The organism is Maribacter sp. C-4077 (assembly GCF_055378385.1).
The window spans coordinates 1,445,715-1,468,702 of sequence record NZ_AP038807.1 but is presented as its reverse complement, the minus strand read 5'-3'; the positions used below and the strand labels follow the sequence as shown (position 1 = coordinate 1,468,702).

The following is a 22,988-nucleotide window of genomic DNA, read 5'->3' as shown; positions in this document are numbered from 1 at the left end:
CCTACCTTTTTACAGCAATTAAAAACCTAAGAAAATGGGACTATTCGATGAGATAAAAAAGAAACTGAGCCATGAGTTCATAGATATTGTGGAATGGTTGGATACTGGTAACGACACCATTGTCCATAGATTTGAACGCTATCAGAATGAAATAAAAAACAATGCCCAGTTGATCGTTAGGGAGGGACAGACAGCGGTATTTGTCAACGAGGGCCAGTTGGCCGATGTCTTTACTCCGGGCACATATACGCTGAATACTAAAAACCTACCCATTTTGACCACCCTAAAAGGATGGAAATATGGGTTTGATAGCCCTTTCAAGGCCGAGGTTTATTTCGTAAATACCCGATTGTTCACCGATGAAAAATGGGGCACCAAAAATCCCTTCATGCTCAGTGATGACCGTTTTGGCCTGGTTGAAATCAGGGCTTTTGGAACCTATAGTTTTCGAATTAACGACCCCGGTAAGTTCGTGGTGGACGTTGTGGGAACCGATGGCAATTTTACCAATTATGAGGTGAACGAACACCTAAAAAGCCTTATTGTTACCCGCTTTACGGATACCGTTGGTGAGGCCAATCTTCCCATAGAACTCTATGCCGCGAATACCAGCGAACTTTCCGAAACATGCCAAGAGGTCATGCAGCCTGAATTCAATAGGGTGGGAATTGAGTTGGAAAGATTCTATATTGAGAATGTTTCCATGCCGGAAGAACTTAAAAAGGAAATTTTTGAATACAGCCGATTGGATAAGTTGGATATGGCCAAACTTTCGCAGTTCAAGGCCGCTAAGGCTATTGAAGCGGCAGCGAAGAACGAAGGCGGAACGGCCGGTGCCGGTATGGGTATGGGAATGGGCTTTGTATTGGCACAACAAATGGGTAACATGATGGGTCAGAACATGGGGCAGCCTATGGGAGGCCAGGTACAACAGGCACCTTCCGGACCCCCACCGATCCCTGCCCAAACAACCTATTATTATGCGGTAAACGGGCAACAGGCCGGGCCGGTTACCTTTGACAGGTTAAAGGAACTTTTTGCTAGTAGGACTATCAATAAGGACACCCTTATTTGGAAGCTGGGCATGGACAATTGGGCTTCGTTAAAGGAAATAGAGGAGCTCAAATCGTTTTTAGGAGGAAACACGCCACCGCCTTTACCATCGGCATAATATGGTAGAAAAACAGGAAATGCTTGTTGCCATATAATTCCAAACAAATGATTCATTATTGATATATACCTTGATAGAGGTATATTGATTGTATTAATAAACCCTTCAATAAAGGTTTCACTTAAAAGTTTTAGTGAAACAATTTCTATGGAAGATATTCGGCAGTCAGAACTCAAAAAGGCATGCGCCAACTGTGGTGCGGAACTGAAATTTAAGCCGGGTTCCCACCAGCTTACCTGTGAATATTGTGGTTATGAGGAGTTCATTGAACAATCGAAAAGCAGTTTTGAGGAACTGGAATTGGCCCATTACCTAAAAGTTGTTGGGGAAAATGCCTACACTGAAACCATTGAACTGCTTCATTGCAAAAATTGTGGGGCCAACCAGCATGTAGAGGAAAATTATAAATCGCTTGACTGTGTCTATTGTGGGGAACCCTTGATTAGGGAAGATGTTGAAGTGGAAGGGTGGATTACCCCAGGTGCCTTGGTTCCCTTTCAACTGGACGCAAAAAAGGCCCGAAGTATCTTTAAGACATGGGTGGGTAGTCTTTGGTTTGCGCCCAACAAACTCAAAAGGGCGGCACTCGACCCGGAAGGCTTGCATGGATTATATGTCCCTTACTGGACCTTTGATGCCAACCTATATGCCTCCTACCAAGGTCAACGGGGCGATTATTACTATGAGACCCAGACCTATAATAGCGATAAGGGAAAGCGGACGCGTCAGGTACGAAAGACCCGCTGGACCTATGCTTCGGGTACGGTGAATGGTTTTGTGGACGATATACTGATCAATGCATCCCAACGGAAAAGAAAGGATATTCCCCAAAAAGTAGCCTTTTGGAACTTGAAGGACCTGGTCGTTTTCAATAGCAAGTATTTATCGGGATTTGTAACCGAAAAATATTCGGTATCCCTCAAGGAAGGACACCATCAATCCTTTCAAGAAGCCAAGAACATCGCCTATAATTGGATTAGAAGGGATATTGGAGGGGATACACAACGCATTGCCCATGCGGATATCAAGCTTTCGAAAGAAACTTTCAAACATGTATTATTACCTATTTACATCAGTTCATATCGTTATTCAGGTACCGAGTACAATTTTTATATCAATGGGCAAACCGGCACGGTGAGTGGAAGCAGGCCGTATTCCTTTTGGAAAATTTTCTTTTTAGTGCTCTTTATCCTTGTGTTGATTGCAGTATTTGCGATTTTTGCAAAATGACATTACAAAGAACCCTCGTTATTGGGGATATCCATTCTGGATTAAGGGCGTTAAAGGATTTATTGGTCAGGGCAAAGGTCACTCGGAAAGACACCTTGATTTTTTTGGGCGATTATATAGATGCGTGGAGCGATGCCGTCGCTACCGTTGATTTTTTATTAGAATTAAGAAAAACACATAACTGCATTTTTCTCCGAGGAAATCATGACGAACTCTGTTATGAATGGCTTACGGAGGGAAGGGATAACCCAACCTGGTTCATGCACGGGGGTAGGGCTACTGCGGAGTCTTATGCCAAAGCGGATGACCGGACCAAAAAAACACATATTTCGTTCTACGAAAGTTTGGAGAACTATCATTTAAACGAGGACAACAAACTTTTTCTTCATGCAGGCTTTACCCACTTAAAGGGTATCGACCATGAATACTTTACCAAATCTTTTTATTGGGACCGGACCCTATGGGAATTAGCCCTTTCCCTGAATCCTGATTTGGACAAAAATCACGAGCGTTACCCGCAAAGGCTCGTTCATTATGAGGAAATTTATATCGGTCATACGCCTGTGACCAGAATGGGCAAGACCACACCTCAGAATGGAGCAAATGTTTGGAATATAGATACAGGCGCCGCCTTCAAAGGACCGTTGACAGCGCTGGATATCCATACAAAGGAATTTTGGCAGAGCGATCCTGTCCATACCTATTATCCGGGCGAAAAGGGTCGAAACGGAAAATGAATTTGATTTTAACGGTAAATCATTATATTATTGACGAAATTTGATAAAAAATAAAACATGGCGAAGAAAAATATTCGATTGGAAGTAATGCAGGCATTGGAGCCTAAAGTCGCTGGTTTTATGGACACTTTTCTAGTTCCTATTGAAAAGATATGGCAACCCAGTGATTTTTTGCCTGATTCCGAAGAAGAAGGATTCTTGGAGAAAGTCAAGGAGATTAGGGAGGAATCGAAGGAATTGGGATATGACTTTTGGGTAACCATGGTGGCAGATACGATTACGGAGGAAGCACTGCCTACCTATGAATCTTGGTTGATGGACGTAGTGGGCATTGACCAACATGGGGATTTTAAGACCAATGGCTGGGCCAAATGGGTGCGCGCATGGACGGGAGAGGAAAATAGACATGGCGATGTACTGAATAAATACTTGTATTTATCCGGAAGGGTAAATATGCGGGAAATAGAAATCACCACACAGCATCTATTGACCGATGGCTTTGACATTGGGACGGATAGGGATCCGTACAAGAACTTTGTGTATACATCCTTTCAGGAATTGGCCACCAATATTTCCCACAAGCGAGTTGGGCAAATGGCCAAAAAGCAGGGAAATGCCTTATTGGGAAAGATGTGTACCATTATTGCAGGGGATGAGATGCGGCATCATTTGGCCTACAGGGAATTTGTGAAGGCGATTTTTGGCGAGGACCCCTCTGGAATGATGTTGGCTTTTGCTGATATGATGAAGAAAAAAATAGTAATGCCCGCCCATTTTTTAAGGGAATCCGGAGGAACTGTTGGTACGGCGTTCGAGAACTTTTCCAATTGTGCACAGCGTTTGGGTGTTTATACGGCCCAGGATTACGTGGATATCCTCAGAAAATTAAACGCATTTTGGGAATTGGAATCGGTTCGTTCCCTAAATGAAGAGGCCGAAAAGGCAAGGGACTATCTTATAAGCCTACCTGCCCGTTTGGAGCGTATTGCGGAACGCATGAAATTTCCTCAGGACCAATACCACTTTAAGTGGGTAGAGGCAAATGGAGCTTTATAATGGATAATAAAAAGTAAACTACCGAGGGGCAAGCCCACGAATCATTCGTAGGAAACGACATTTAAATTTCGAGGAAAGCCTCTGAGTATTAAGCCCTTTGGCGGTGCCAATTAAAAAACCCCAACCGATTCGGTTGGGGTTTTTCGTTAGGTTGGTTTGGTCATTATAATTTACCATGTTTATGCTCTTCCTGCCACTTGAATAGCTCCTTCCACTTACCTTCATAGCACATCTTAGCTTGCATGGGCCAAGAAGCCGGGTCATGTACCTGATAGCGTTTTCCGCCAGCGTCCAATACTTTTTGACAATCCGCCACGGACGCTTCGGAGAGGGCCTTCCATGTTTTAATGCCCGCGTCCTTGAACATGCCCTCAATTTTGGGCCCTATTCCTTCCACCACTTTGAGGTCATCCTGTTTGATCTGTTTCCCAAAAATCGCTCTGGCAGCATCGGCATCAAAAGGTATGGAAGCTAACGCGGCACCTGCAGCGAAGGAGGCGGCAGAGGCCCCTAAATTGGTGGCCGAAGCAGCTTTTTTATTACATGCGTCGAGTTCGGATCTTAGCTTGGCATTTTTATCCTCAAGGATTTTTATCTCAGCGGAATTATCTATAGTTGTATTTCCGGATTTCCCAATTAGGTATCCCAATATTCCACAGATTGCGCCTACCAACAAAGGTATGAGCCAGCACCAGATATTCATAGTTTCAAAATTCATTTTTATAAAGTATTAATAGTTAGTTAGTTTATTTGTTTAGGGTTACTACCGTTCTTCGGTTTTTGGCCTTTCCTTCTTCGGTGGAATTATCGGCAATGGGTTCCGTTTGTCCTTTGGAAAAGGTCCTTATTTTTTCTGCCGATATGCCATTATCAATCAAATAGTCTTTCGCAAAATTGGCCCGGTCCAGTCCAAGTTTCATGTTGGTCGCGGCCAATCCGGTATTATCGGTATGTCCGGTAATGCTTACGGTGGCTTCGGGTACTTTATCGATGTACCTGGAAATATCGGCTACTTTTTGACGCTGTTCCGCATCCAGGCTGATGGAGGCTTCGGCTGTATTGAAATACAGGATCAAGGGATCGGCATTGATTTTATCGAATAAGGCCGAAAGTTCTTCATCAGCCGTCTCAGATTTCATGTCTATAGTATAGGCGACAGGCCCATAATAAATGCCGTCTTTGGGAACCATTTCACCCCTCAATTCACTTTGGGTATTGATATGTACTGATCGAATACCTTGGTCCACCAAATGGTTTTTAACTGCATTAGCCCTGGCCAGGCCTAAATTAGGATATGCCGTGTTGTTCTCCTCTTCACTCGAATAATAGCCAATCACATTGATGACCTTACCGGTATTCTCAGAAAAATAATTCTGCAACTGGCCAATTCCCGTTCCAATCCCATTGGCCAACGGCATCAAAATACTTGGTGAGGAAACATTGAAATTGTAATTGTCGTTGATTTCATAGGAAAAATTGCCGTCGCTAAAGGCAAAAGGATAGGATGTTGATGCCACTTCTTTTGGAATAGCCGTTTCAATAGGCGGTTCCTCTACTGCTGTGGTCCCACATTCATTGCAATGATTAATATAGAAATAGGTGCCGGCAATAATGGTAATCAACATCAACAATAGGTTGGTTGTCGTTTTACTCATAGTTCATGATAGTTTAGTGTTTGGTACCAATGTATTAAAAAAATCTTAATTTTTATGGGTTTTTTAATCCTTAATGCCTAGTAATCAACAATAAGCGGATTTCCATTTACACAGGTATTTTTCCCATTTGTACACTTGGGGTATACATTGGTATAAATCGGTTTTCACCAAAAATCTTTTTTCAAGAACTTACAAGTACAAATAATATGGTCGCTATTACTCCCAACAAGGTTTTGGCATTGTAATAGTCAGTTTCAATATTTGAGTTAGTTGGTTTAAGTAAAAGGCCCCATTCTTTTAATAGTTTTGGGGCTTTTTTTATCTGAATTGTGGTCTGACTTTCGAATCATACACGATATAATTCCAATGATACAATGCTCCTTCCTATCCAGGGCTAAATCCATTATTTTAAGATGAATAAATAGAACAGTATGAAATGAGCCATAACAAGTCCTGATACTGACCAAGATGTCCTGATAGTCATCGGTAGGGCGAATTATATTGACCTATGAGAATCTATAAAACAAAAAAATGAAACCCTCATCGAGGGATTGATAATGATAAGTTAAATACCCATACTACATAAAGTATTTAATTATCAAGCTATTAACTTTATTTTAAACACATGAAAAGGTTAAAAAAGGGAATGATTGAAGTTCTTGAATTCCTGTGTATGTTCGTAATATTGGGTATTCAGACCATACTTCAAGGCAGTTGGTCATCAAATGGCCATAACCAAAAAGCGGCCTAAAATTGTTCAAAATCGTAGGCCGCTGTTATTGTAGTGGAATGATCTACAAATCAAATTTTATGCCTTGGGCTAGCGGTAGTTCCGTGGTGTAATTAATGGTATTGGTCTGTCTTCTCATGTAGATTTTCCAGGCATCGGAACCGCTTTCCCTGCCGCCCCCAGTTTCTTTTTCCCCACCAAAGGCGCCACCAATTTCGGCACCGGAGGTTCCAATATTTACGTTGGCGATACCGCAATCACTTCCTGCAACGGACAGGAATTTCTCCGCTTCCCGTAAATTATTGGTCATTATGGCCGACGAAAGGCCTTGAACGACACCATTCTGTAGTGCTATCGCGTTTTCAACATCCCCGTTATATTTCAGTAAATATAGTACGGGCGCGAACGTTTCATGTTGCACGATTTCAAAATCGTTCTTCGCCTCTGCGATGGCCGGCCTTACATAACAACCACTTTCGTAGCCTTTGCCTTCAAGAACGCCACCTTCCACAATGACCTTGCCACCTTCTTGCACCACCTTGTCCAAGGCTTTGGAATAAAGGGCCACGGCATCCGTATCGATAAGTGGACCTACATGGTTGTTTTCATCCAAGGGGTTGCCTATGCGCAATTGTTTGTACGCGGAGACCAAGGCATCTTTTACGGTGTCATATATGGATTCATGGATAATCAGTCTTCGTGTGGAGGTACAGCGCTGACCGGCGGTACCTACGGCCCCAAAAACAGCCCCTATTACCGTCATCTTGATATCGGCATCGGGTGTTACGATAATAGCATTGTTTCCACCCAATTCCAAGAGGGATTTACCCAATCTGGCAGCGACAGCTTGTGCCACTATTTTTCCCATTCGGATGGACCCCGTTGCCGAAACCAAGGGTATTCTTTGGTCCTGTGTCATCAACTCGCCCACTTTATAATCCCCGTTGATGAGACAGGAAATACCTTCTGGGAGCTTATTCTCCTTAAAGACCGAAGCGGCAATATTCTGACAGGCAATCCCGCATAAAGGTGTTTTTTCCGATGGTTTCCATACGCACACATCGCCACATACCCACGCCAGTGCCGTGTTCCAAGACCAAACTGCCACAGGAAAATTGAAGGCCGAAATAATACCTACGACCCCTAGCGCATGGTACTGTTCGTACATTCTATGGCCAGGCCTTTCCGAATGCATTGTAAGACCGTGAAGCTGTCTGGAAAGTCCCACCGCAAAATCACAGATGTCTATCATCTCCTGAACTTCACCCAAGCCTTCTTGGTAGCTCTTGCCCATTTCATAGGATACCAGTTTTCCAAGGGGCTCCTTCAATTCCCGAAGTCTGTTGCCAAATTGACGTACAATTTCCCCACGCTGCGGTGCGGGCATTTTTCTCCAAAATTTAAACGCCTCCGTTGCCTTTTCCATGACCTTTTCATAGTCCTCTTTGGATGTTGAAGTAACCTTGGCTATCAATGACCCGTCAACAGGTGAATAAGATGCTATTTCACTTCCTGAAGCAAAATTTTCCACACCCGTGGATGAGCCGTTGTTAATCTCTTTGATGCCTAGGGCAGTTAGGGCATCGTCTATACCAAATTGTTTCGCTATTTCTGACATTTATAACTTTTTTAACCTCTATTGTTATATTTAAACAAAAGTACAAAGAATAGTTTGCTCTTTACAAACCAAACTTCACCAGGCACCATACGATAATTCCCAACAAGGCCGGAAGTCCCTGAACATAAAATATCTTTTTGGAAACGGTGAGGGCCCCATATAGCCCGGCGATTAGCACACAGGCCAAAAAGAAGAGAGCGACATTGACGGACCAAATAGGAGAGGCAATGACCAAGGACCAAAAAAGGCCTGCGGCCAAGAAGCCATTGTACAAACCCTGATTGGCCGCCATACTTTTTGTGGGTTCGAACAAATCCGAAGGAAAATTCCTGAAGACGTTTCTGGCCTTGGTAGTCCAAGCGAACATTTCCAGCCAAAGAAAGTAACAGTGCAAAAGCGCCACTAGAAAGGTGATTATTTGGGCAACCAATACCATTACTCTTCCTTGGCCATAAATCGTTCATCCACGGGCATTACGGTACCGCACTTATCACAGGTTCTTAACGCTTCGGAACTATAGAAATGCTTAAAGTGGGCCAAAAAGTCTTTCTCTATGTCATGCAAGGTAAAATAGGCTTCATAGAGTTTATGGTTACAATTATCACAAAACCACAATAAACCGTCATCAACGTTCATATCCGCCCGTTTTCGTTCTATAACAAGTCCAATGGAATCTTCAAGCCTAACAGGCGAATGTGGAATCTTGGCCGGATGTAGATACATGTCGCCAGGACCTAGTTTCATGGTCTTTTTCTGACCATCCTCCTGTATATGGACTTCAATATGTCCTTCTAACTGATAAAAAAGCTCCTCGGTTTCATTGTAGTGGTAATCCTTTCTGGCATTTGGGCCCGCCACTACCATGACAATGTAATCACCTGCATCCTTGTAAAGATTTTTATTGCCCACCGGGGGTTTTAAGTTTTGTCTATTTTCCTCGATCCATTGATTAAGGTTAAAAGGAGGTTTTATACCCATGATCATTATTTTTCTAAAGGTAAAAAAAGTGTCTTACTTAATCGTGGTAGGCATAAAAAAACCCTCGCACGTGCAAGGGTTCCATGGCAAAATCAAATCAATAATAACCTTATCTAACAAAAATTTGTGTGAAGTATAGCTCCCCTTCTTCGTCAGGGAGGATACTCAAAGCGGAATGGGTGTAATCCCCTTCCAAATTTTTTCTATGGTTTGGGCTGTCCAACCAAGCCTCAAATGCTTCCATTACCGAGTCATAATCCTTGGCCACATTTTCAGAAACATCGCTTGCCCCCGTTTTATCCGATATGCTCTTGGCCCTTTGTCCAAAGTGCGCATGGCTTGTCTGTCCTTTATCGATCATATACCTTGTGTGCTCCTTGGCATAATAGTAGGAAACACTTTCAAACTGAAGTTCGTTGAGACCTAGCGATAATCTGTGTTCGTTCACCAAATCAAACAGCTCGTTTTCCTGTGCCGTTTGAATATTTGAGGCGACGGATATGCTTAAATTGCTTTGTTCTTCCATTTCTACATATGCGTCTTTTGAACAGGATTGAAATGCCACAAGGACCAATACATAGCATATTTTTGTTATTGTTCTCATTCCGGGGGTTTTGTATTCCATGGGACAAAGGTATCCTCAAAGGAATCCTAAAACCTTATTTTCTCTGTATGCTGAACAACAAATTCGATTATACGACAAAGTTTGAAGAATCGACGATTATCGACCAATTACATGTTCTTTTTGCCGATCATACATAGCCTTTACTGGTCAATGTATCGTGTTTATAGGATTTTGGAAGGCAGCTATTCCTGGTAGAAAAGCTGTGTGTAGTAGTAATCACCTTCGGCATTCCTTTTAACACTGACCGCCGTATGGCTAAATTCGCCCTCCATAGTTTTTTTATGGCTGCTACTTTGATACCATCCCTCAAATGCTTCCATGGCCGTATCATATTCCTTGGCCACATTTTCGGCGACCATCTTTACGGTTATTTCAGAGTTAATACTGGATGCCCTGGCGCTAAAATTGTCATGGCTTAAGCTTCCTTTTGAAATCATGTAGTCCGTGTGCTTGTTCGCATACTTGTAGGCGATTTCGCTGAACTCGAGTTGGTTAAGGCCCAACGAGGCCCTATGGTCGTTGACAACGGCCAGAACCTCCTGCTCCAGGATTACGTTGTTTTCAGCTACTGCAATGATGGTGTCGTCCTGTAATGGCTCTGCCGTACACGAAAAAAGCAAAACAAACATCACTGGGATAGCTAATAGCAATCTCATTTTCATATAGTGTTCTCTTTGTAAGCAGGCCGTTCAGGATAGCTTTGTAGGAAAGTAAGATAGGGGTTCTGTTCTCGTGTTGATTGGGGAAATCAACAATGTAATATTAAATAAAATAGATTTCGGTCATGTTAAAATCTATCTGTTTTTCGACCAAATGCCTAGAATTTGGGAGAAAATGTATTTGGTCGGGAGTATGTTGTTTTTGGTCGATAAAGGGGAGTTATTCAGTCATGTTACTTTGCAGTACATTATCAAAAAGGAAGGTACCAATCTCTATTAAAGGGACGTACAGAACGGAATTGGTCTTCATTTCTTGGCTAGGCAATTCAAAATTGCCGTTAAGTCGCTCTATGAAAACCAGAAGCGCTCCTAAGATTACGGCTACTTTTAGTATACCAAAAAGGGCTCCTGCCAGTTTATTCAAGATGCCCAACATGGCTATATCGACGATTTTAGTCAGAATTTTTCCTAGCACATGCACGACCAGCACGATGATGATAAAGGTGATGATCAAGGATGCGATATTGATGAACTTTTCATCCCAGTCCATCCTTTGGGATAAATAATCACCTGCGATATACGAAAAATGGATAGCTCCATAAATACCGGCAATAAGGGCCAGAATAGCGGCAATCTCTAATAAAAGTCCATTGCTGAGACCTTTCCAAAGACCCCATAAAAGCAATAGACCCAATACAATGTCCAAAAAATTCATTTCAGCAATTTGAACAAATATAAAACTTTAGATTAGTACCTTTATGACTTTGATTTACAAGAGGAATCTTATAAAAAATAATATGGCCAGGGACACTTTGTTGAAGGAACGATGGGAACTATTGGTACAGAAATTGTCCAATAGATTTTCTGATGGAGACCCATTGGAACTGGATGCCATCATTTACCTTGTAGGTGTACAGGAGCTGGGGCAATATCACAGAAAGTATAAGAAGGATGATAAACTAGATTTGATGCATATCGCCATCTGCAGGTTATTGGAGCCCTATGGATATTACGAATTTGATTTTTTTGATGACGACGGATGGCCCCATTACAAGATCAAGGAGAGTCTTCCTCCCTTAAAAGCCGGGGAACAGGCCGTTTTGATGAAGGAAGCTATTGTCGATTATTTTTTGGAGAAGGAATTTATCCACTAAATGAAACCCTCATCGAGGGATTTGTTATTTTATGTTAAATACCTGTACAACAGTAAATGGTTAAAATTAATCTTTTAACCCCATTTAAGACATGTGAAAAAACCCAGCTATTACGCCGTTATCTTTACTTCCATCCGCACGGAAGGGGATCATGGTTATTCTGAAATGGCAAAAACCATGGAAGACCTGGCCAAGACCCAACCCGGATATTTGGGCATAGAGAGTGCTAGGGAGGAAATTGGCATAACCGTTAGCTACTGGGAAAGTCTGGAGGCCATTACCAATTGGAGAAAAAATTCTGAACACGTACTTGCTCAATCCAAAGGAATAAAAGACTGGTACCAAAACTACACGGTTCGAATTTGTAAGGTGGAACGCGAATATTCTTGGGAGAAATCCGTCTAGTGAAAGAAACCGCTCTTTTACCTTCCTTTGAAAACTGGCCAAATCCTAGTATCTTTCTCCAAACATGCCGTAGAGGCCATAATTAAATTCAATTGATTTTATGGGAGCATATATAATATCGTTAGATCAGGGAACGACGAGTTCTCGTGCGTTGTTGGTAGATGAGCAAGGGAGGATCCAGGGGATGGTTCAGAAAGAGTTCAAACAGATTTTTCCTAAATCGGGCTGGGTGGAGCACGATGCCATTGAAATTCTGGAAACCCAGTTGGGCGTTTTAAAGGAGCTGATTTCCAATAATAAGGTCGATTTGGGCGATGTGAAGGCCATCGGTATAACCAACCAACGTGAAACTGCCGTGGTATGGGACAAAAATACCGGCAAACCCGTTTACAATGCCATAGTTTGGCAGGACAAAAGAACGGCAGGTATTTGCGAACATCTAAAAAAAGAAGGACTTACCGAACATGTAAGAAAAACTACGGGCTTGGTCATAGATTCTTATTTTTCGGGGACCAAAGTCAAATGGATTTTGGACAATGTGGAAGGTGCCAAAAAGAAAGCGGAAAATGGTGATCTGTTGTTCGGCACAATCGACTCCTGGCTGGTCTGGAATATGACCACGACCAAAAACCATTTCACGGACTATACCAACGCATCAAGAACCCTCTTGTATGATATTGTAAATCTACAATGGGACGATCGGCTATTAAGTGCCATGAATATTCCAAAAAGCATGTTGCCTGAAGTAAAACCCTCGGCATTCCATTTTGGGGATTTTGAAATTGACGGAGTTAAAATCCCCATAGCGGGGATTGCCGGGGACCAACAGGCAGCCTTGTTCGGACAGGGATGTTTTAAAAAGGGAACCGCAAAAAACACCTATGGGACTGGCTGTTTTATGCTGATGAACACTGGCGAGGAACCCCAATTTTCCAAAAATGGATTGTTGACCACCATTGCCTATGGTTTGGACGGTAAGGTGAACTACGCGTTGGAGGGGAGTATTTTCATTGCAGGGGCTGCCATACAATGGCTGCGTGACGGTTTGGAATTGATATCCGATGCCAAGGAAACCGAGGCACTTGCCAAATCTGTTGAAGGGGAAAGTTCGGTGTACGTGGTACCGGCCTTTGCCGGCCTTGGAGCACCTCATTGGGACATGTATGCCCGTGGTGCGATTTTCGGACTTACGAGGGATACGGGCAAGGCCCACTTGGCCAAAGCGACCTTGGAGTCACTTGCCTATCAGACAAAGGATATTTTAAAGGCCATGGAGGACGACTCAGATCTACAGTTGAAGAACTTACGGGTGGATGGTGGTGCCTGCGCCAACAACTATCTGATGCAGTTTCAGGCCGATATTTTGGATACCGAGGTACATCGCCCCGAAGTGATAGAGTCCACTGCTATGGGTGCCGCCTTTCTTGCGGGCATTCAGGTGGGACTTTGGTCCCAGTCCGATATCGATGAGAGTAGGCCCATGAACAGAATCTTCAAACCTCAATTTGATCGGGCAAAAAGAAGACGATTATATGCCCAATGGAAAAAGGCCGTGGATCGATCCAAGGCTTGGGAAGAGGAATAGGCCTGTTAATTTATCATTAAATTAAGAAGTAAGGCCGTACATACGGGTGCCTTACATAGTATCTTTAAGGAAGAAAGAAAGTTATGCAGCATATACAGTTTTCCAATTTAAACCGTGAGAAATATATTGAACGGTTAAAAACGGAATCTTTTGATTTGGTAATTATCGGAGGAGGGATTACCGGGGCCGGTATAGCCTTGGATGCCGCCTCCAGGGGTTTGAAGGTGGCCCTGTTGGAGAAAAACGATTTCGCATCAGGTACCAGTAGCAAATCAACCAAACTGATTCATGGGGGTTTACGATATTTAAAACAGTTCGATTTTTGGCTGGTCAAGGAAGTGGGGTCTGAACGTGCCATCGTCCATAAATTGGCACCCCATTTGGTATTACCGGAAAAGATGCTTTTGCCCTTGATCGAGAATGGCTCTTATGGTAAGTGGTTGACGTCCATAGGACTAAAGGTCTACGATATTTTGGCCCAAGTAAGTGGGGATGACAAACGGCAAATGTTGGAAAAAAAGGAGGCCCTAAAATTGGAGCCCCTTTTGCCCAAAAAGATATTGAATGGGGCTGGTTATTATGCCGAATATAGAACGGACGATGCCAGGCTCACCATAGAAAATATCAAGACCAGCCTTATGTTCGGGGCGAGGGCAATGAACTATGCTACGGTAACCGATTTTCTGTATAAAAACGAGAAAGTGGCCGGTGTAAAAGTACGGGATGAGGTAAGCGGGACGGATTTTGAAATCAAGTCCAACTACGTAATCAGCGCTGCGGGCCCGTGGGTAGACGACCTCAGGGTGCTCAACAATTCCAAAAAAGGTAAGCAATTGCATCTGACCAAAGGGGTCCATTTGGTATTTCCCTACGAGAAATTGCCCGTGAAGCAATCCGTTTATTTTGATATCCCCGATGGTCGTATGATGTTCGCCATTCCAAGGGGGAAGATAACTTATGTAGGTACTACGGATACCAATTATAATGACAACAAGGACAAAGTGCATACGGATATTGCCGATGCCATCTACCTTATTTCGGCAGTGAACAATATGTTCCCGGACATCAATCTGGAATTGGACGATATCGTGTCCTCTTGGGCCGGACTCCGTCCTTTGATCCACGAGGAAGGGAAATCGGCCTCCGAACTTTCAAGAAAGGATGAAATATTTGTATCCGATACCGGACTTATCAGTATTGCCGGAGGTAAATTGACGGGTTACCGTAAAATGGCGGAACGCGTCGTTGACAGGGTTGTGGAGAAACTGAAACAGGAACACAATACCGAAACCAAGAAATGCTATACGGATAAGATTTCGCTCTGCGGAAATGAAAGTTTCAAAAAATTCAAGCACGTAAAAAGGTATATTGATTCTGTATATGAACGTATCAAGCCCGATGGTTTTTCAAAACACGACGCCTGGTTTTTGGTAACGAATTATGGGGAACAAACGGAATCCATTTTGGAACGGTATGAAAAACGCTCGGAAAAAGACAACCCCACTAAGCTTATTTTGGCCGAGTTGGAGTTTGGCATCCATAACGAAATGGTATTGAACCCTATGGATTTCTTCATTAGACGCACGGGAAGGCTCTATTTTGACATAGAGAGTATCACCCAATATATGGACCCGGTGCTTAAGGAATTCAAAAGGATTTTCAAAACGGACGATGTCCAATTAAATACCTGGGGGGAAATCTTGGAAAGCGAGATTAAGGAGCATTCAGATTTTTCTTTGAATAGAACCTAATCCAACTTATCAGTCAAAGCGGCAAAAACTTTCTTGGCATTTTTGTTTTCGTACAGCACCTCGTACACCGCATCTATGATGGGAGTCTTTACCTTCTTTTTGAAATCGTTCTTTATTTGGTAGGCGCTTTTAGTGGCGTAATAGCCTTCGGCTACCATGCTCATCTCCATTTGGGCACTTTTTACGGTATATCCCTTGCCGATCATATTCCCGAACATTCGGTTTCTACTGAAGGTGGAATATCCGGTCACCAATAGATCTCCAAGATAAGCGGATTGGTTAATGTTTCGATCTATGTTGTGGATCCGTTTGGTATAGCGCTTCATTTCCCGAATCGCATTGCTCATCAACACACTTTGAAAGTTATCACCATAGCCCAATCCATGGGCAATTCCGGCCGCAATGGCATAAATGTTCTTGAGCATGGCGGCATACTCCGTACCAATAATATCCTTGGTAATCTTTGTCTTGATGTAGTTACTGGACAGGTTTTTGGCCACCAACTTCGCCTTTTTGGCATCGGCACAGGCAATGGTCAAGTAGGATAGTCGTTCCATAGCCACCTCCTCCGCATGGCAGGGCCCGGTAATGACCCCTATGTTATCAAAGGGAATGTTATAGGAATCATGGAAATGTTCCCCAACGATTTTACCGGTTTCCGGAACAATACCTTTAATGGCGGAAAAAATGATTTTGTCCACTAAGGGCTTGCTAATTTTCTCCAATTCCTGCATCAAAAATGCGGAAGGAATGGCAAAAATGAGCACATCGGCATAGCTTACAATTTCATTGATGTCATCGGTCAAAAACAACTGTTCCGTCTTAAACTCAACGGAAGTAAGATAGTTAGGATTGTGTTTCTGGATTTTTAGGTAGCCAATGGCATCGGAGTTCCGCATATACCAACCCACCATTTCCTGATTCGCGGTCAGCATCTTTACGATGGCCGTTGCCCAACTACCCCCGCCCAATACCGCAAATTTTACATCTTTCTTCATACCCTGAATTTAACGTCGCTAATTTACCAAATTATAAATAGGCTTTTGACCCTGTATATCAAAGGGTTTGTCAATTTGGCACGGTGCTTGTTTTCTTAAAGGTATTATTAAAAGGCAAGCTTATGAGAACGATAAAATTACTTTTTGGATATACATTTATGGCCACCCTGTTGGTTTCCTGTTATGCGGATGTCATTGTAGAGGATGCCTATATTGAAGAATCGGCCTTTAATACGGATCAGGTTTTACAGGCTTATGATCTTTGGTACGTGGATATCAATCAAACGCGAGGGAACGGGGAAGTACCTTTTCTTCAGCGTGCCTTTACCGTAAGTTTTGACCGCGGTACTTTTTACGCCAACAACAATATCGTAGGGCTTGGAAAGACCGGAAACGGATTTGGAATCGATGTCGGTTTTTACGACACCTATAGGGGCGTGGTTGAAATAGACCATGATGTAGACGGACTTTGGCTGATGGAGGTGTATGCCGTAAACAGTAGTACCTTAGAGTTTTATAGCCCAGTAACGGATACATCTTACATACTTAGAGGTTATCAAATTCGTAATTTTGATTATGACCAGTTATTTTATGACAACATCGATTACTTAATACAGGAATACGATGCTTGGGAAAAATCCTATACCAGTTTGGAAGGTGCGTTGAACGATTTTGATGATGAGAATTTTCTACAGTTTCTACCTAGCTTTTTCCGTTCATCCGTCGATACGCCTGGAATTCCATTAGGTAGTTTGCAGTGGCATTATGAAGGGAATTATCAGGTGTACGATGTGGCCAATGACCCTACTCTAAAGACCTTGACCTTGGATTATGACTTCTTTGGAAACGATTATTTTGAGCTTTATGTAATAAATGATGGCACCATAGAATTATACCATCCAGATAGCGGAACCATTTATGAATTTAAGGGCAGGGGCTATCAGCAGTATTTAAAGACGGGTAAAGGTGCCGTCGCCAAGAAAAGAACAAAGACCTCCAATCCTACCATGGATGTGGTGAGGAAGCGAACAAAATAGATTTAGGTTGGTTAGTTGTTAAATACCATTTCCAATTTAAAAATGAGCCAATTTACTTGTTTATTTCCCCTATGCCTTCATTCTTTGTGAAAATTGCAAAGAACCCTGGCTATTTATAATTTCCACGGCTTTGGCACAGAAATAATTAACAGTGCAAATTTTGGTTCATTCCTAAACTAGAAATGGTATAAAACCGCCAGAAAGATTCAAACCTCTGGCGGTTTTTTCTATACAAACAACAACTAACCTTCTATTTTCCCGGTATGGCTTCGGGCCAAGATTTTCTATATTGGGATACAGTATCCCCATAACTTTTGGCGAGGGACTCCGCTTCTTCTGTGGAGTATATGTCCTTTGCTTTCTTGAAGAAATCCTCTTCTTCATCCTTTAAATGGTGCTCTACCTTATCCGCTAACTTTTGCATGGTGGCCAGCCAATGAGGGGAACTCATATCGGTATCGTCCAGTTCTTCAATGAGCTCGTCCATTTCATGGTGTTCTGCCATGCCGTGCCTGGCATCTTCCTGCATCTTATCGGAATCTATCAATGGAGAATAAAAATATCGCTCTTCCGCGACTTCATGTACTTCCAATTCCTTCTTCAATTCCTCCCAGATATCCCTTCTTTCCTCAGAATCTCCTGAAGTTTTGAGTATTTTGGAGCATAATTCCCGTTGGATATCATGGTCGTCCTTGATGGCTTTATAAATGTTCATTTCTAAATCTTTTTGGGGACTCCACGTTGCTCACAAGTAAAAAGAGGAAAAAATTGGTGTCCCGATTAATATAGAGACAAGGTAAATCAAAAGTATCCTTATGCTTGCCTCCATAAAAGCAAAGATTAATTCTATTGCGTTTTATACGCATTCTTTGTCGGACAATGGCAAGGGTCTATAGGCAAAGTATTGCAATACTTCTTCCAAGGCCAGGCGTAGTGCTTTATTGACTGGCACTATAATATTACCCAAACGGAAATCTATTTGGTTGAGTTGCATGTAGTATTCCGTAAAGATGGGAACTGGCAAACCTTGTGTTATTTTTTCGGAGGCGGAAGCAAAGTTTACGGCCTGTCCTTCTTTGATGACCTTGCATGTGGCAAGGCGCAGTTTGCCATATTTGTCCGTATTGGCGCCATAGCCAAACAGACGACAAATAAGTCCGCGATATCGGTAGGTCTTACAATGCCCTTGGTCTATAATTGAAAGTGGTTTATAATTTACACATATGGTTGTTTGAAGTTCTCGAAGGGTTTGTAACATTTTATCGGCCTCGCCGGTCAAAAACAAGTGAAAGGCCCATGGTAGAAACTCCAAGGGCGAAGCTTCAATATCTGGGTAGGTACAGCATCGGCCACAACCGGAAAGACACCGGATTCCCGTCGTATTTTGAAATGCAGCCGTTTCCTGATCAAGTTGGTGGAACAACTTTTCCACCAAGCTCACTTTTTGCGGTAAGGTCATTAATTTTTCGCGCGAAGGTAGATTTAAAATTGATGCGTTGGGATTTTTTGTTTGAATTTTAAATCCCTGTAAAACAACTGTTTAAAACAATCAAATGGACTGTCCAAACGTTAACAGGTTATTATCTGGATCCAAAAGGGAAAACTCTTTTTGTCCCCATGGTTTTATCTGTAATTTTCCATTGGGATGAATGGCCACATTATGGTCCAACAGCGATTGGTAAAGCCCATCTATATCGTTACATCTTATATAGACCTGACCGTAGTTTTCCAAAGGATTCAGATTCTTGAAAAGAAAGAAATGGATTTGAATGTTGTCCTTGACCAACATCAAATAATCTGGGTAATTGGAAGTACCTAAATTTTCAAAACCCAATTTTTCGATATAATATTCACCCGTTATGGACTTGTCCCGCATGGGGAGCTTTGGATGGATGTCGCTGAGCATAGTATTTATTTTTCCATTAGTTAAGATATGTCATTTAGCAGTCAAGATTATACCCCTTTTTAAACACCGATGGGTTTTCGCCCGTAATTTTCTTAAAGCTTCGGTTAAAATAGGAGAGGCTTTCAAAGCCACATTCAAAACAGGCTTCGCCCACATTTTTCCCCATCAACAACAATCGTTTTGCCTGACTGATGCGGTACTGGTTCAAAAAGGAAACAAAGGTGCTTCCTGTGGTCTTTTTGAAATAACGGCAAAAAGCAGGTTTGGTCAGTCCGCAAACATCGGCAACCTCCTCCAAGGTTATCTTTTCTTGATATCGTTCGTTAATAAGGGCATATATCTTTCGCATCCGTTTTTGTTCCTTGTTTTTGAGGGGGTTAACATAGGGTGTTTTATGTAATAGTTGAAATTCTGTACTCTGCGAAAGACGTTTCAGGATGTGCATCACGGACATAAAAAAGTCAAAGGGTTCCTGTTCATGAAGGGTTTTCATAAGCCCGCCCACTTCCTCCTTGGTCTTTCCTGAGAAAGCTACACCATAACGGGAAAGATCTAATAGTCGGTCCAATTGTTTGAGCTCCGGGTAGTCGTTCAATACGTTTTCCTTAAAACTTGGTTTTATATGAAGTACCTCTTTTCGGTACGATGTTGTAACACCATGATCAAAATTCAAATGGGGGATATTGGAACCAATGAGCACTAGGTCGCTACCGGTAAAGTTGGAAATATGGTCGCCTACATGTCGCTTGGCATCGGCTCCTTCAATATAAACTAGTTCCAGTTCCGGGTGAAAATGCCAATAGAAGAGATGACTCAGTTTGGGATCGTGCAACAACCGGAACGGACTCTTGGAATTGGGATTTATACTTTCTAGTTGGACTTTCATTTCACATCAATTGGGTGTTAAATATAAACGAAATTGATATTCTAATAGTTTTAATTCTTTTTTATAGTTAAAATAGTTCAAATCATCGTCAATATTACGGTGGTATCCAAAGTTAATTCCCACTAGTTTTATCCCAGTAATTAACAATCAATTAAATAGAAAATATATGCAACAGTCTAAGGAAAAGGTAGCCATGGGCAACATGGCGCATCAGGATATCCCTGGGAATCCATCCACCGCTACCAGCAGCAAGCAACAATTGAACGACCGCTCCAACGGAAAACCCTTACGAGTTTTATCTGAAGAAGATTGGAAGTTCTGGATACACAACGGCTATATAGTCATTAAGAATGCCGTTCCCAAGGAACAGGCCCAGAGAACGGCCGCTTTTCTCTGGGAGTTCGATGAGAAGGACCCCAACGAGAAAAGCACCTGGTATGCGCCTCCACGGGCCGAAATGAAAATGAAGGAACTTACCGGAACGGGCATGGTTGAAGTATATAACCACCAATACCTTTGGGATAACCGCCAGACCCAAAGGGTTTATGATGCCTTTGTGGATGTTTGGGGTACCGAAAAACTTTGGGTGACCATAGATCGGGCCAACCTTAATTTTCCGCAGCGCGAAGGAGAACACAAAAAAGGTTTTATTCATTGGGATTACGACCCGGAGACCAGGCCCCAAAATGTGCAAGGCGTCCTTGCTTTGGCTGACCAAACCGATGAAAACATGGGCGGTTTTCAATGCATTCCTTGGTTATACCGAAATTATGACACTTGGAAACTGACCCAACCTGAGGACCGTGACCGTTTCCAACCGGACATAACCGGGATCGAGGATAAAATCGTGAAAGTAAAAATGGAGGCGGGCGACCTTTTGATCTTTAATAGCACGGAACCGCATGGAATCAGGCCCAATCGTTCCGGGGATAAAGTGCGTATTGCTCAGTATATTTCCATGATGCCTGCCGAGGAGGATAACGAAGCCTTGAAAAATTGGAGGATAAACTCTTGGAAAAATAGGGTGGCCCCCGAGGGCTATGCCTTTCCCGGGGATCCCAGAAACTGGGAACAGACCAAATACGAAACCGCCAAATTAACGCCGCTAGGGGAAAAATTATTGGGACTGAAGGCTTGGTAGGTTGCCAAATCGTTAATAATCATTCGGTTTCTAGGGTATCCCGCAAATAATGGTATTTTTGCGCCCTTAAAATAAAAAGACGTGCGAAAGTATTTGAATTTGTTCGATTTTAAGCAGAAGGTAGATTATAAAACGGAAATCCTCTCCGGACTCACAGTGGCCTTGGCCTTGGTGCCAGAGGCCATTGCTTTTGCACTGATTCCGGGGTTTTCTCCCTTGACCGGACTTTACGCCGCCTTTGTATTGGCCTTGGTCACCTCAATTCTTGGTGGTAGACCGGGCATGATTTCTGGGGCTACCGGAGCCGTAGCCGTTGTTTTTGTGGGGCTGATTTTGGAGCTGAAACTCAACTTTCCGGGAATCGAGCCAGAGACCATTTTGAATTATGTCTTTGCAACCGTTATCCTAGCCGGGGTTTTACAGATTGGTGCCGGCCTTTTAAGATTGGGTAAGTTTATCCGATTGGTACCACACCCGGTGATGTTCGGTTTCGTGAACGGCTTGGCCATAATAATTTTCATGGCCCAGTTCCCCAATTTTTATGATAAGACTACAGGTAATTTGCTGAGCGGAAGTCCTATGTACATTATGTTGGGTTTGACGCTTTTAACGATGCTCATCATTTGGGGCCTTCCCAAATTGACCAAGGCCGTTCCATCTTCCTTGGTGGCCATTTTAGTAGTTTCAGCCATAGTATTAGGTTTTGGTATCGATACCATGCAAGTGGCGGATATCATGGCCGAAGGCGAGAGTATCAAAGGAGGCTTTCCACCGCTTTCCATTCCCCAGTTACCTTTTACGCTGGAGACATTCAAGATCATTGTTCCCTATGCGGCCATTGTTGCCGGTGTAGGTCTGATCGAAAGTCTTTTGACCTTGAACATCATCGATGAGATAACGGAAACCCGTGGTAGCGGAAACAGGGAATGCGTGGCGCAGGGAACGGCCAATATTATGTCCGGTTTCCTTTCAGGTATGGGAGGATGTGCCATGATCGGACAGAGTTTGATAAATACCTCGGCTGGGGCCAGGGCCCGATTATCAGGAATTACCGCCGCCGTTATGTTGTTGGTTTTTATTATGTTCGGTTCCAGTTTGATAGAGCGTTTGCCCATGGCCGCTTTGGTGGGCTTGATGTTCATGGTGGCGATCGGAACGTTTGAGTGGGCCAGTTTTAAAACGTTTGGGAAAATGCCAAAATCCGATGTCGTCGTGATGGTCCTGGTTACCTTGATTACCGCAATCACCCACAATTTGGCCGTGGCCGTTCTCTTGGGAGTTATAATTTCGGCATTGGCCTATTCTTGGGAGAACGCCAAACGTATCCGTGCCAGAAAATATGTTGATGACAACGGGGTGAAGCATTATGAAATATACGGCCCCTTATTTTTTGGTTCTACGACGCTTTTTGCCGAAAAGTTCGATGTGCCCAATGACCCGGACGAGGTCATTATCGATTTTAGGGAAAGTCGGGTTGCCGATATGTCGGGCATCGAGGCTTTGAACAAGATTACGGAGCGATATGCCAAGATAGGCAAGAAGGTACATTTAAGACATTTGAGCAAGGACTGTATCCGTCTGCTTAAAAATGCCGATGAGATCATCGATGTGAACGTGATGGAAGACCCCACATACAAGGTAGTGGCCGATAAATTCTAGCAAGCAA

The 22,988-nt window shown here is 43.0% G+C and carries 25 protein-coding genes; 12 read left to right on the top strand and 13 right to left on the bottom strand.

The window, feature by feature from the left end; all coding sequences use genetic code 11:
* Positions 1 to 34: 34 nt before the first annotated feature.
* The 4 genes from ACZ41C_RS06375 to ACZ41C_RS06360 all read left to right on the top strand — a co-directional run bounded on the left by ACZ41C_RS06375 (position 35) and on the right by ACZ41C_RS06360 (position 4,194).
* A complete protein-coding gene (locus ACZ41C_RS06375; RefSeq protein WP_464564979.1) occupies positions 35 to 1,171 on the top strand; it encodes an SPFH domain-containing protein in 1,137 nt (378 codons plus the stop codon).
* A 147-nt stretch (positions 1,172 to 1,318) separates the two neighbouring features.
* The gene (locus ACZ41C_RS06370; protein ID WP_464564978.1) at positions 1,319 to 2,401 is read left to right on the top strand and encodes a TFIIB-type zinc ribbon-containing protein; all 1,083 of its coding nucleotides are present in this window, start codon (positions 1,319 to 1,321) and stop codon (positions 2,399 to 2,401) included.
* A complete protein-coding gene (locus tag ACZ41C_RS06365) occupies positions 2,398 to 3,138 on the top strand; it encodes a metallophosphoesterase (protein WP_138256814.1) in 741 nt (246 codons plus the stop codon). The genes ACZ41C_RS06370 and ACZ41C_RS06365 overlap by 4 nt, the downstream gene beginning before the upstream one ends.
* A gap of 57 nt (positions 3,139 to 3,195) precedes the next feature.
* On the top strand, positions 3,196 to 4,194 hold the full coding sequence (locus ACZ41C_RS06360) for an acyl-ACP desaturase (RefSeq protein ID WP_464564977.1): 999 nt from the start codon (positions 3,196 to 3,198) through the stop codon (positions 4,192 to 4,194).
* 163 nt (positions 4,195 to 4,357) lie between these two features.
* Here ACZ41C_RS06360 and ACZ41C_RS06355 read toward each other — a convergent pair whose 3' ends face one another.
* Both ACZ41C_RS06355 and ACZ41C_RS06350 read right to left on the bottom strand, forming a co-directional pair.
* Complete coding sequence (locus tag ACZ41C_RS06355; protein WP_464564976.1) at positions 4,358 to 4,912, bottom strand: hypothetical protein; 555 nt, start codon at positions 4,910 to 4,912, stop codon at positions 4,358 to 4,360.
* A gap of 28 nt (positions 4,913 to 4,940) precedes the next feature.
* Complete coding sequence (locus ACZ41C_RS06350; RefSeq protein WP_464564975.1) at positions 4,941 to 5,849, bottom strand: OmpA family protein; 909 nt, start codon at positions 5,847 to 5,849, stop codon at positions 4,941 to 4,943.
* 625 nt (positions 5,850 to 6,474) lie between these two features.
* Between ACZ41C_RS06350 and ACZ41C_RS06345 the strand changes: the two genes are divergently transcribed.
* Positions 6,475 to 6,600 carry a hypothetical protein gene (locus ACZ41C_RS06345; RefSeq protein WP_464564974.1) on the top strand — a complete coding sequence of 42 codons (126 nt, stop codon included), beginning with the start codon at positions 6,475 to 6,477 and terminating at the stop codon, positions 6,598 to 6,600.
* Positions 6,601 to 6,643: 43 nt separating this feature from the next.
* Here the strand turns inward: ACZ41C_RS06345 and amaB are convergent, their stop codons facing one another.
* From amaB to ACZ41C_RS06315, 6 genes are all read right to left on the bottom strand, one after another.
* The gene (gene amaB, locus ACZ41C_RS06340; RefSeq protein WP_138256818.1) at positions 6,644 to 8,197 is read right to left on the bottom strand and encodes an L-piperidine-6-carboxylate dehydrogenase; all 1,554 of its coding nucleotides are present in this window, start codon (positions 8,195 to 8,197) and stop codon (positions 6,644 to 6,646) included.
* Positions 8,198 to 8,258: 61 nt separating this feature from the next.
* On the bottom strand, positions 8,259 to 8,633 hold the full coding sequence (locus ACZ41C_RS06335) for a DUF1304 domain-containing protein (protein ID WP_464564973.1): 375 nt from the start codon (positions 8,631 to 8,633) through the stop codon (positions 8,259 to 8,261).
* A complete protein-coding gene (locus ACZ41C_RS06330) occupies positions 8,633 to 9,175 on the bottom strand; it encodes a 3-hydroxyanthranilate 3,4-dioxygenase (protein ID WP_138256820.1) in 543 nt (180 codons plus the stop codon). Before ACZ41C_RS06330 ends, ACZ41C_RS06335 begins: the two co-directional genes overlap by 1 nt.
* Positions 9,176 to 9,284: 109 nt before the next feature.
* Positions 9,285 to 9,779: a CAP domain-containing protein gene (locus ACZ41C_RS06325; RefSeq protein ID WP_161595302.1), complete on the bottom strand. Its 495-nt coding sequence runs from the start codon at positions 9,777 to 9,779 to the stop codon at positions 9,285 to 9,287.
* A 203-nt stretch (positions 9,780 to 9,982) separates the two neighbouring features.
* Positions 9,983 to 10,456 (bottom strand): CAP domain-containing protein, encoded by a 474-nt coding sequence (locus ACZ41C_RS06320; protein ID WP_240042641.1) that lies wholly within the window; start codon positions 10,454 to 10,456, stop codon positions 9,983 to 9,985.
* A gap of 223 nt (positions 10,457 to 10,679) precedes the next feature.
* Positions 10,680 to 11,174: a CvpA family protein gene (locus ACZ41C_RS06315; protein ID WP_138256823.1), complete on the bottom strand. Its 495-nt coding sequence runs from the start codon at positions 11,172 to 11,174 to the stop codon at positions 10,680 to 10,682.
* A gap of 82 nt (positions 11,175 to 11,256) precedes the next feature.
* Between ACZ41C_RS06315 and ACZ41C_RS06310 the strand changes: the two genes are divergently transcribed.
* From ACZ41C_RS06310 to ACZ41C_RS06295, 4 genes are all read left to right on the top strand, one after another.
* A complete protein-coding gene (locus ACZ41C_RS06310) occupies positions 11,257 to 11,613 on the top strand; it encodes a hypothetical protein (protein WP_138256824.1) in 357 nt (118 codons plus the stop codon).
* 93 nt (positions 11,614 to 11,706) lie between these two features.
* Positions 11,707 to 12,018 (top strand): antibiotic biosynthesis monooxygenase family protein, encoded by a 312-nt coding sequence (locus tag ACZ41C_RS06305; protein WP_138256825.1) that lies wholly within the window; start codon positions 11,707 to 11,709, stop codon positions 12,016 to 12,018.
* A 100-nt stretch (positions 12,019 to 12,118) separates the two neighbouring features.
* Positions 12,119 to 13,603, top strand: a complete 1,485-nt coding sequence (gene glpK, locus ACZ41C_RS06300; RefSeq protein ID WP_154917886.1) for a glycerol kinase GlpK — start codon at positions 12,119 to 12,121, stop codon at positions 13,601 to 13,603.
* A gap of 83 nt (positions 13,604 to 13,686) precedes the next feature.
* Positions 13,687 to 15,354, top strand: a complete 1,668-nt coding sequence (locus ACZ41C_RS06295) for a glycerol-3-phosphate dehydrogenase/oxidase (protein ID WP_464564972.1) — start codon at positions 13,687 to 13,689, stop codon at positions 15,352 to 15,354.
* Here ACZ41C_RS06295 and ACZ41C_RS06290 read toward each other — a convergent pair.
* Positions 15,351 to 16,352: an NAD(P)H-dependent glycerol-3-phosphate dehydrogenase gene (locus ACZ41C_RS06290; RefSeq protein ID WP_464564971.1), complete on the bottom strand. Its 1,002-nt coding sequence runs from the start codon at positions 16,350 to 16,352 to the stop codon at positions 15,351 to 15,353. The genes ACZ41C_RS06295 and ACZ41C_RS06290 overlap by 4 nt on opposite strands.
* 122 nt (positions 16,353 to 16,474) lie before the next feature.
* Between ACZ41C_RS06290 and ACZ41C_RS06285 the strand changes: the two genes are divergently transcribed.
* On the top strand, positions 16,475 to 17,389 hold the full coding sequence (locus tag ACZ41C_RS06285; protein WP_464564970.1) for a nicotinic acid mononucleotide adenyltransferase: 915 nt from the start codon (positions 16,475 to 16,477) through the stop codon (positions 17,387 to 17,389).
* Between the two features lie 250 nt (positions 17,390 to 17,639).
* Here ACZ41C_RS06285 and ACZ41C_RS06280 read toward each other — a convergent pair whose 3' ends face one another.
* From ACZ41C_RS06280 to ACZ41C_RS06265, 4 genes are all read right to left on the bottom strand, one after another.
* Positions 17,640 to 18,104 (bottom strand): hemerythrin domain-containing protein, encoded by a 465-nt coding sequence (locus ACZ41C_RS06280; protein ID WP_464564969.1) that lies wholly within the window; start codon positions 18,102 to 18,104, stop codon positions 17,640 to 17,642.
* A gap of 141 nt (positions 18,105 to 18,245) precedes the next feature.
* Positions 18,246 to 18,848 carry a YkgJ family cysteine cluster protein gene (locus tag ACZ41C_RS06275; RefSeq protein ID WP_464564968.1) on the bottom strand — a complete coding sequence of 201 codons (603 nt, stop codon included), beginning with the start codon at positions 18,846 to 18,848 and terminating at the stop codon, positions 18,246 to 18,248.
* 90 nt (positions 18,849 to 18,938) lie between these two features.
* Complete coding sequence (locus tag ACZ41C_RS06270; RefSeq protein ID WP_464564967.1) at positions 18,939 to 19,295, bottom strand: bleomycin resistance protein; 357 nt, start codon at positions 19,293 to 19,295, stop codon at positions 18,939 to 18,941.
* Between the two features lie 34 nt (positions 19,296 to 19,329).
* A complete protein-coding gene (locus ACZ41C_RS06265) occupies positions 19,330 to 20,181 on the bottom strand; it encodes an AraC family transcriptional regulator (RefSeq protein ID WP_464564966.1) in 852 nt (283 codons plus the stop codon).
* 166 nt (positions 20,182 to 20,347) lie between these two features.
* On the opposite strand from ACZ41C_RS06265, the gene ACZ41C_RS06260 reads away from it, so the two are divergent.
* Positions 20,348 to 21,322, top strand: coding sequence for a phytanoyl-CoA dioxygenase family protein (locus tag ACZ41C_RS06260; protein WP_464564965.1), 975 nt, complete (start codon positions 20,348 to 20,350; stop codon positions 21,320 to 21,322).
* An 81-nt stretch (positions 21,323 to 21,403) separates the two neighbouring features.
* Complete coding sequence (locus ACZ41C_RS06255) at positions 21,404 to 22,981, top strand: SulP family inorganic anion transporter (RefSeq protein ID WP_464564964.1); 1,578 nt, start codon at positions 21,404 to 21,406, stop codon at positions 22,979 to 22,981.
* Positions 22,982 to 22,988: the final 7 nt, after the last annotated feature.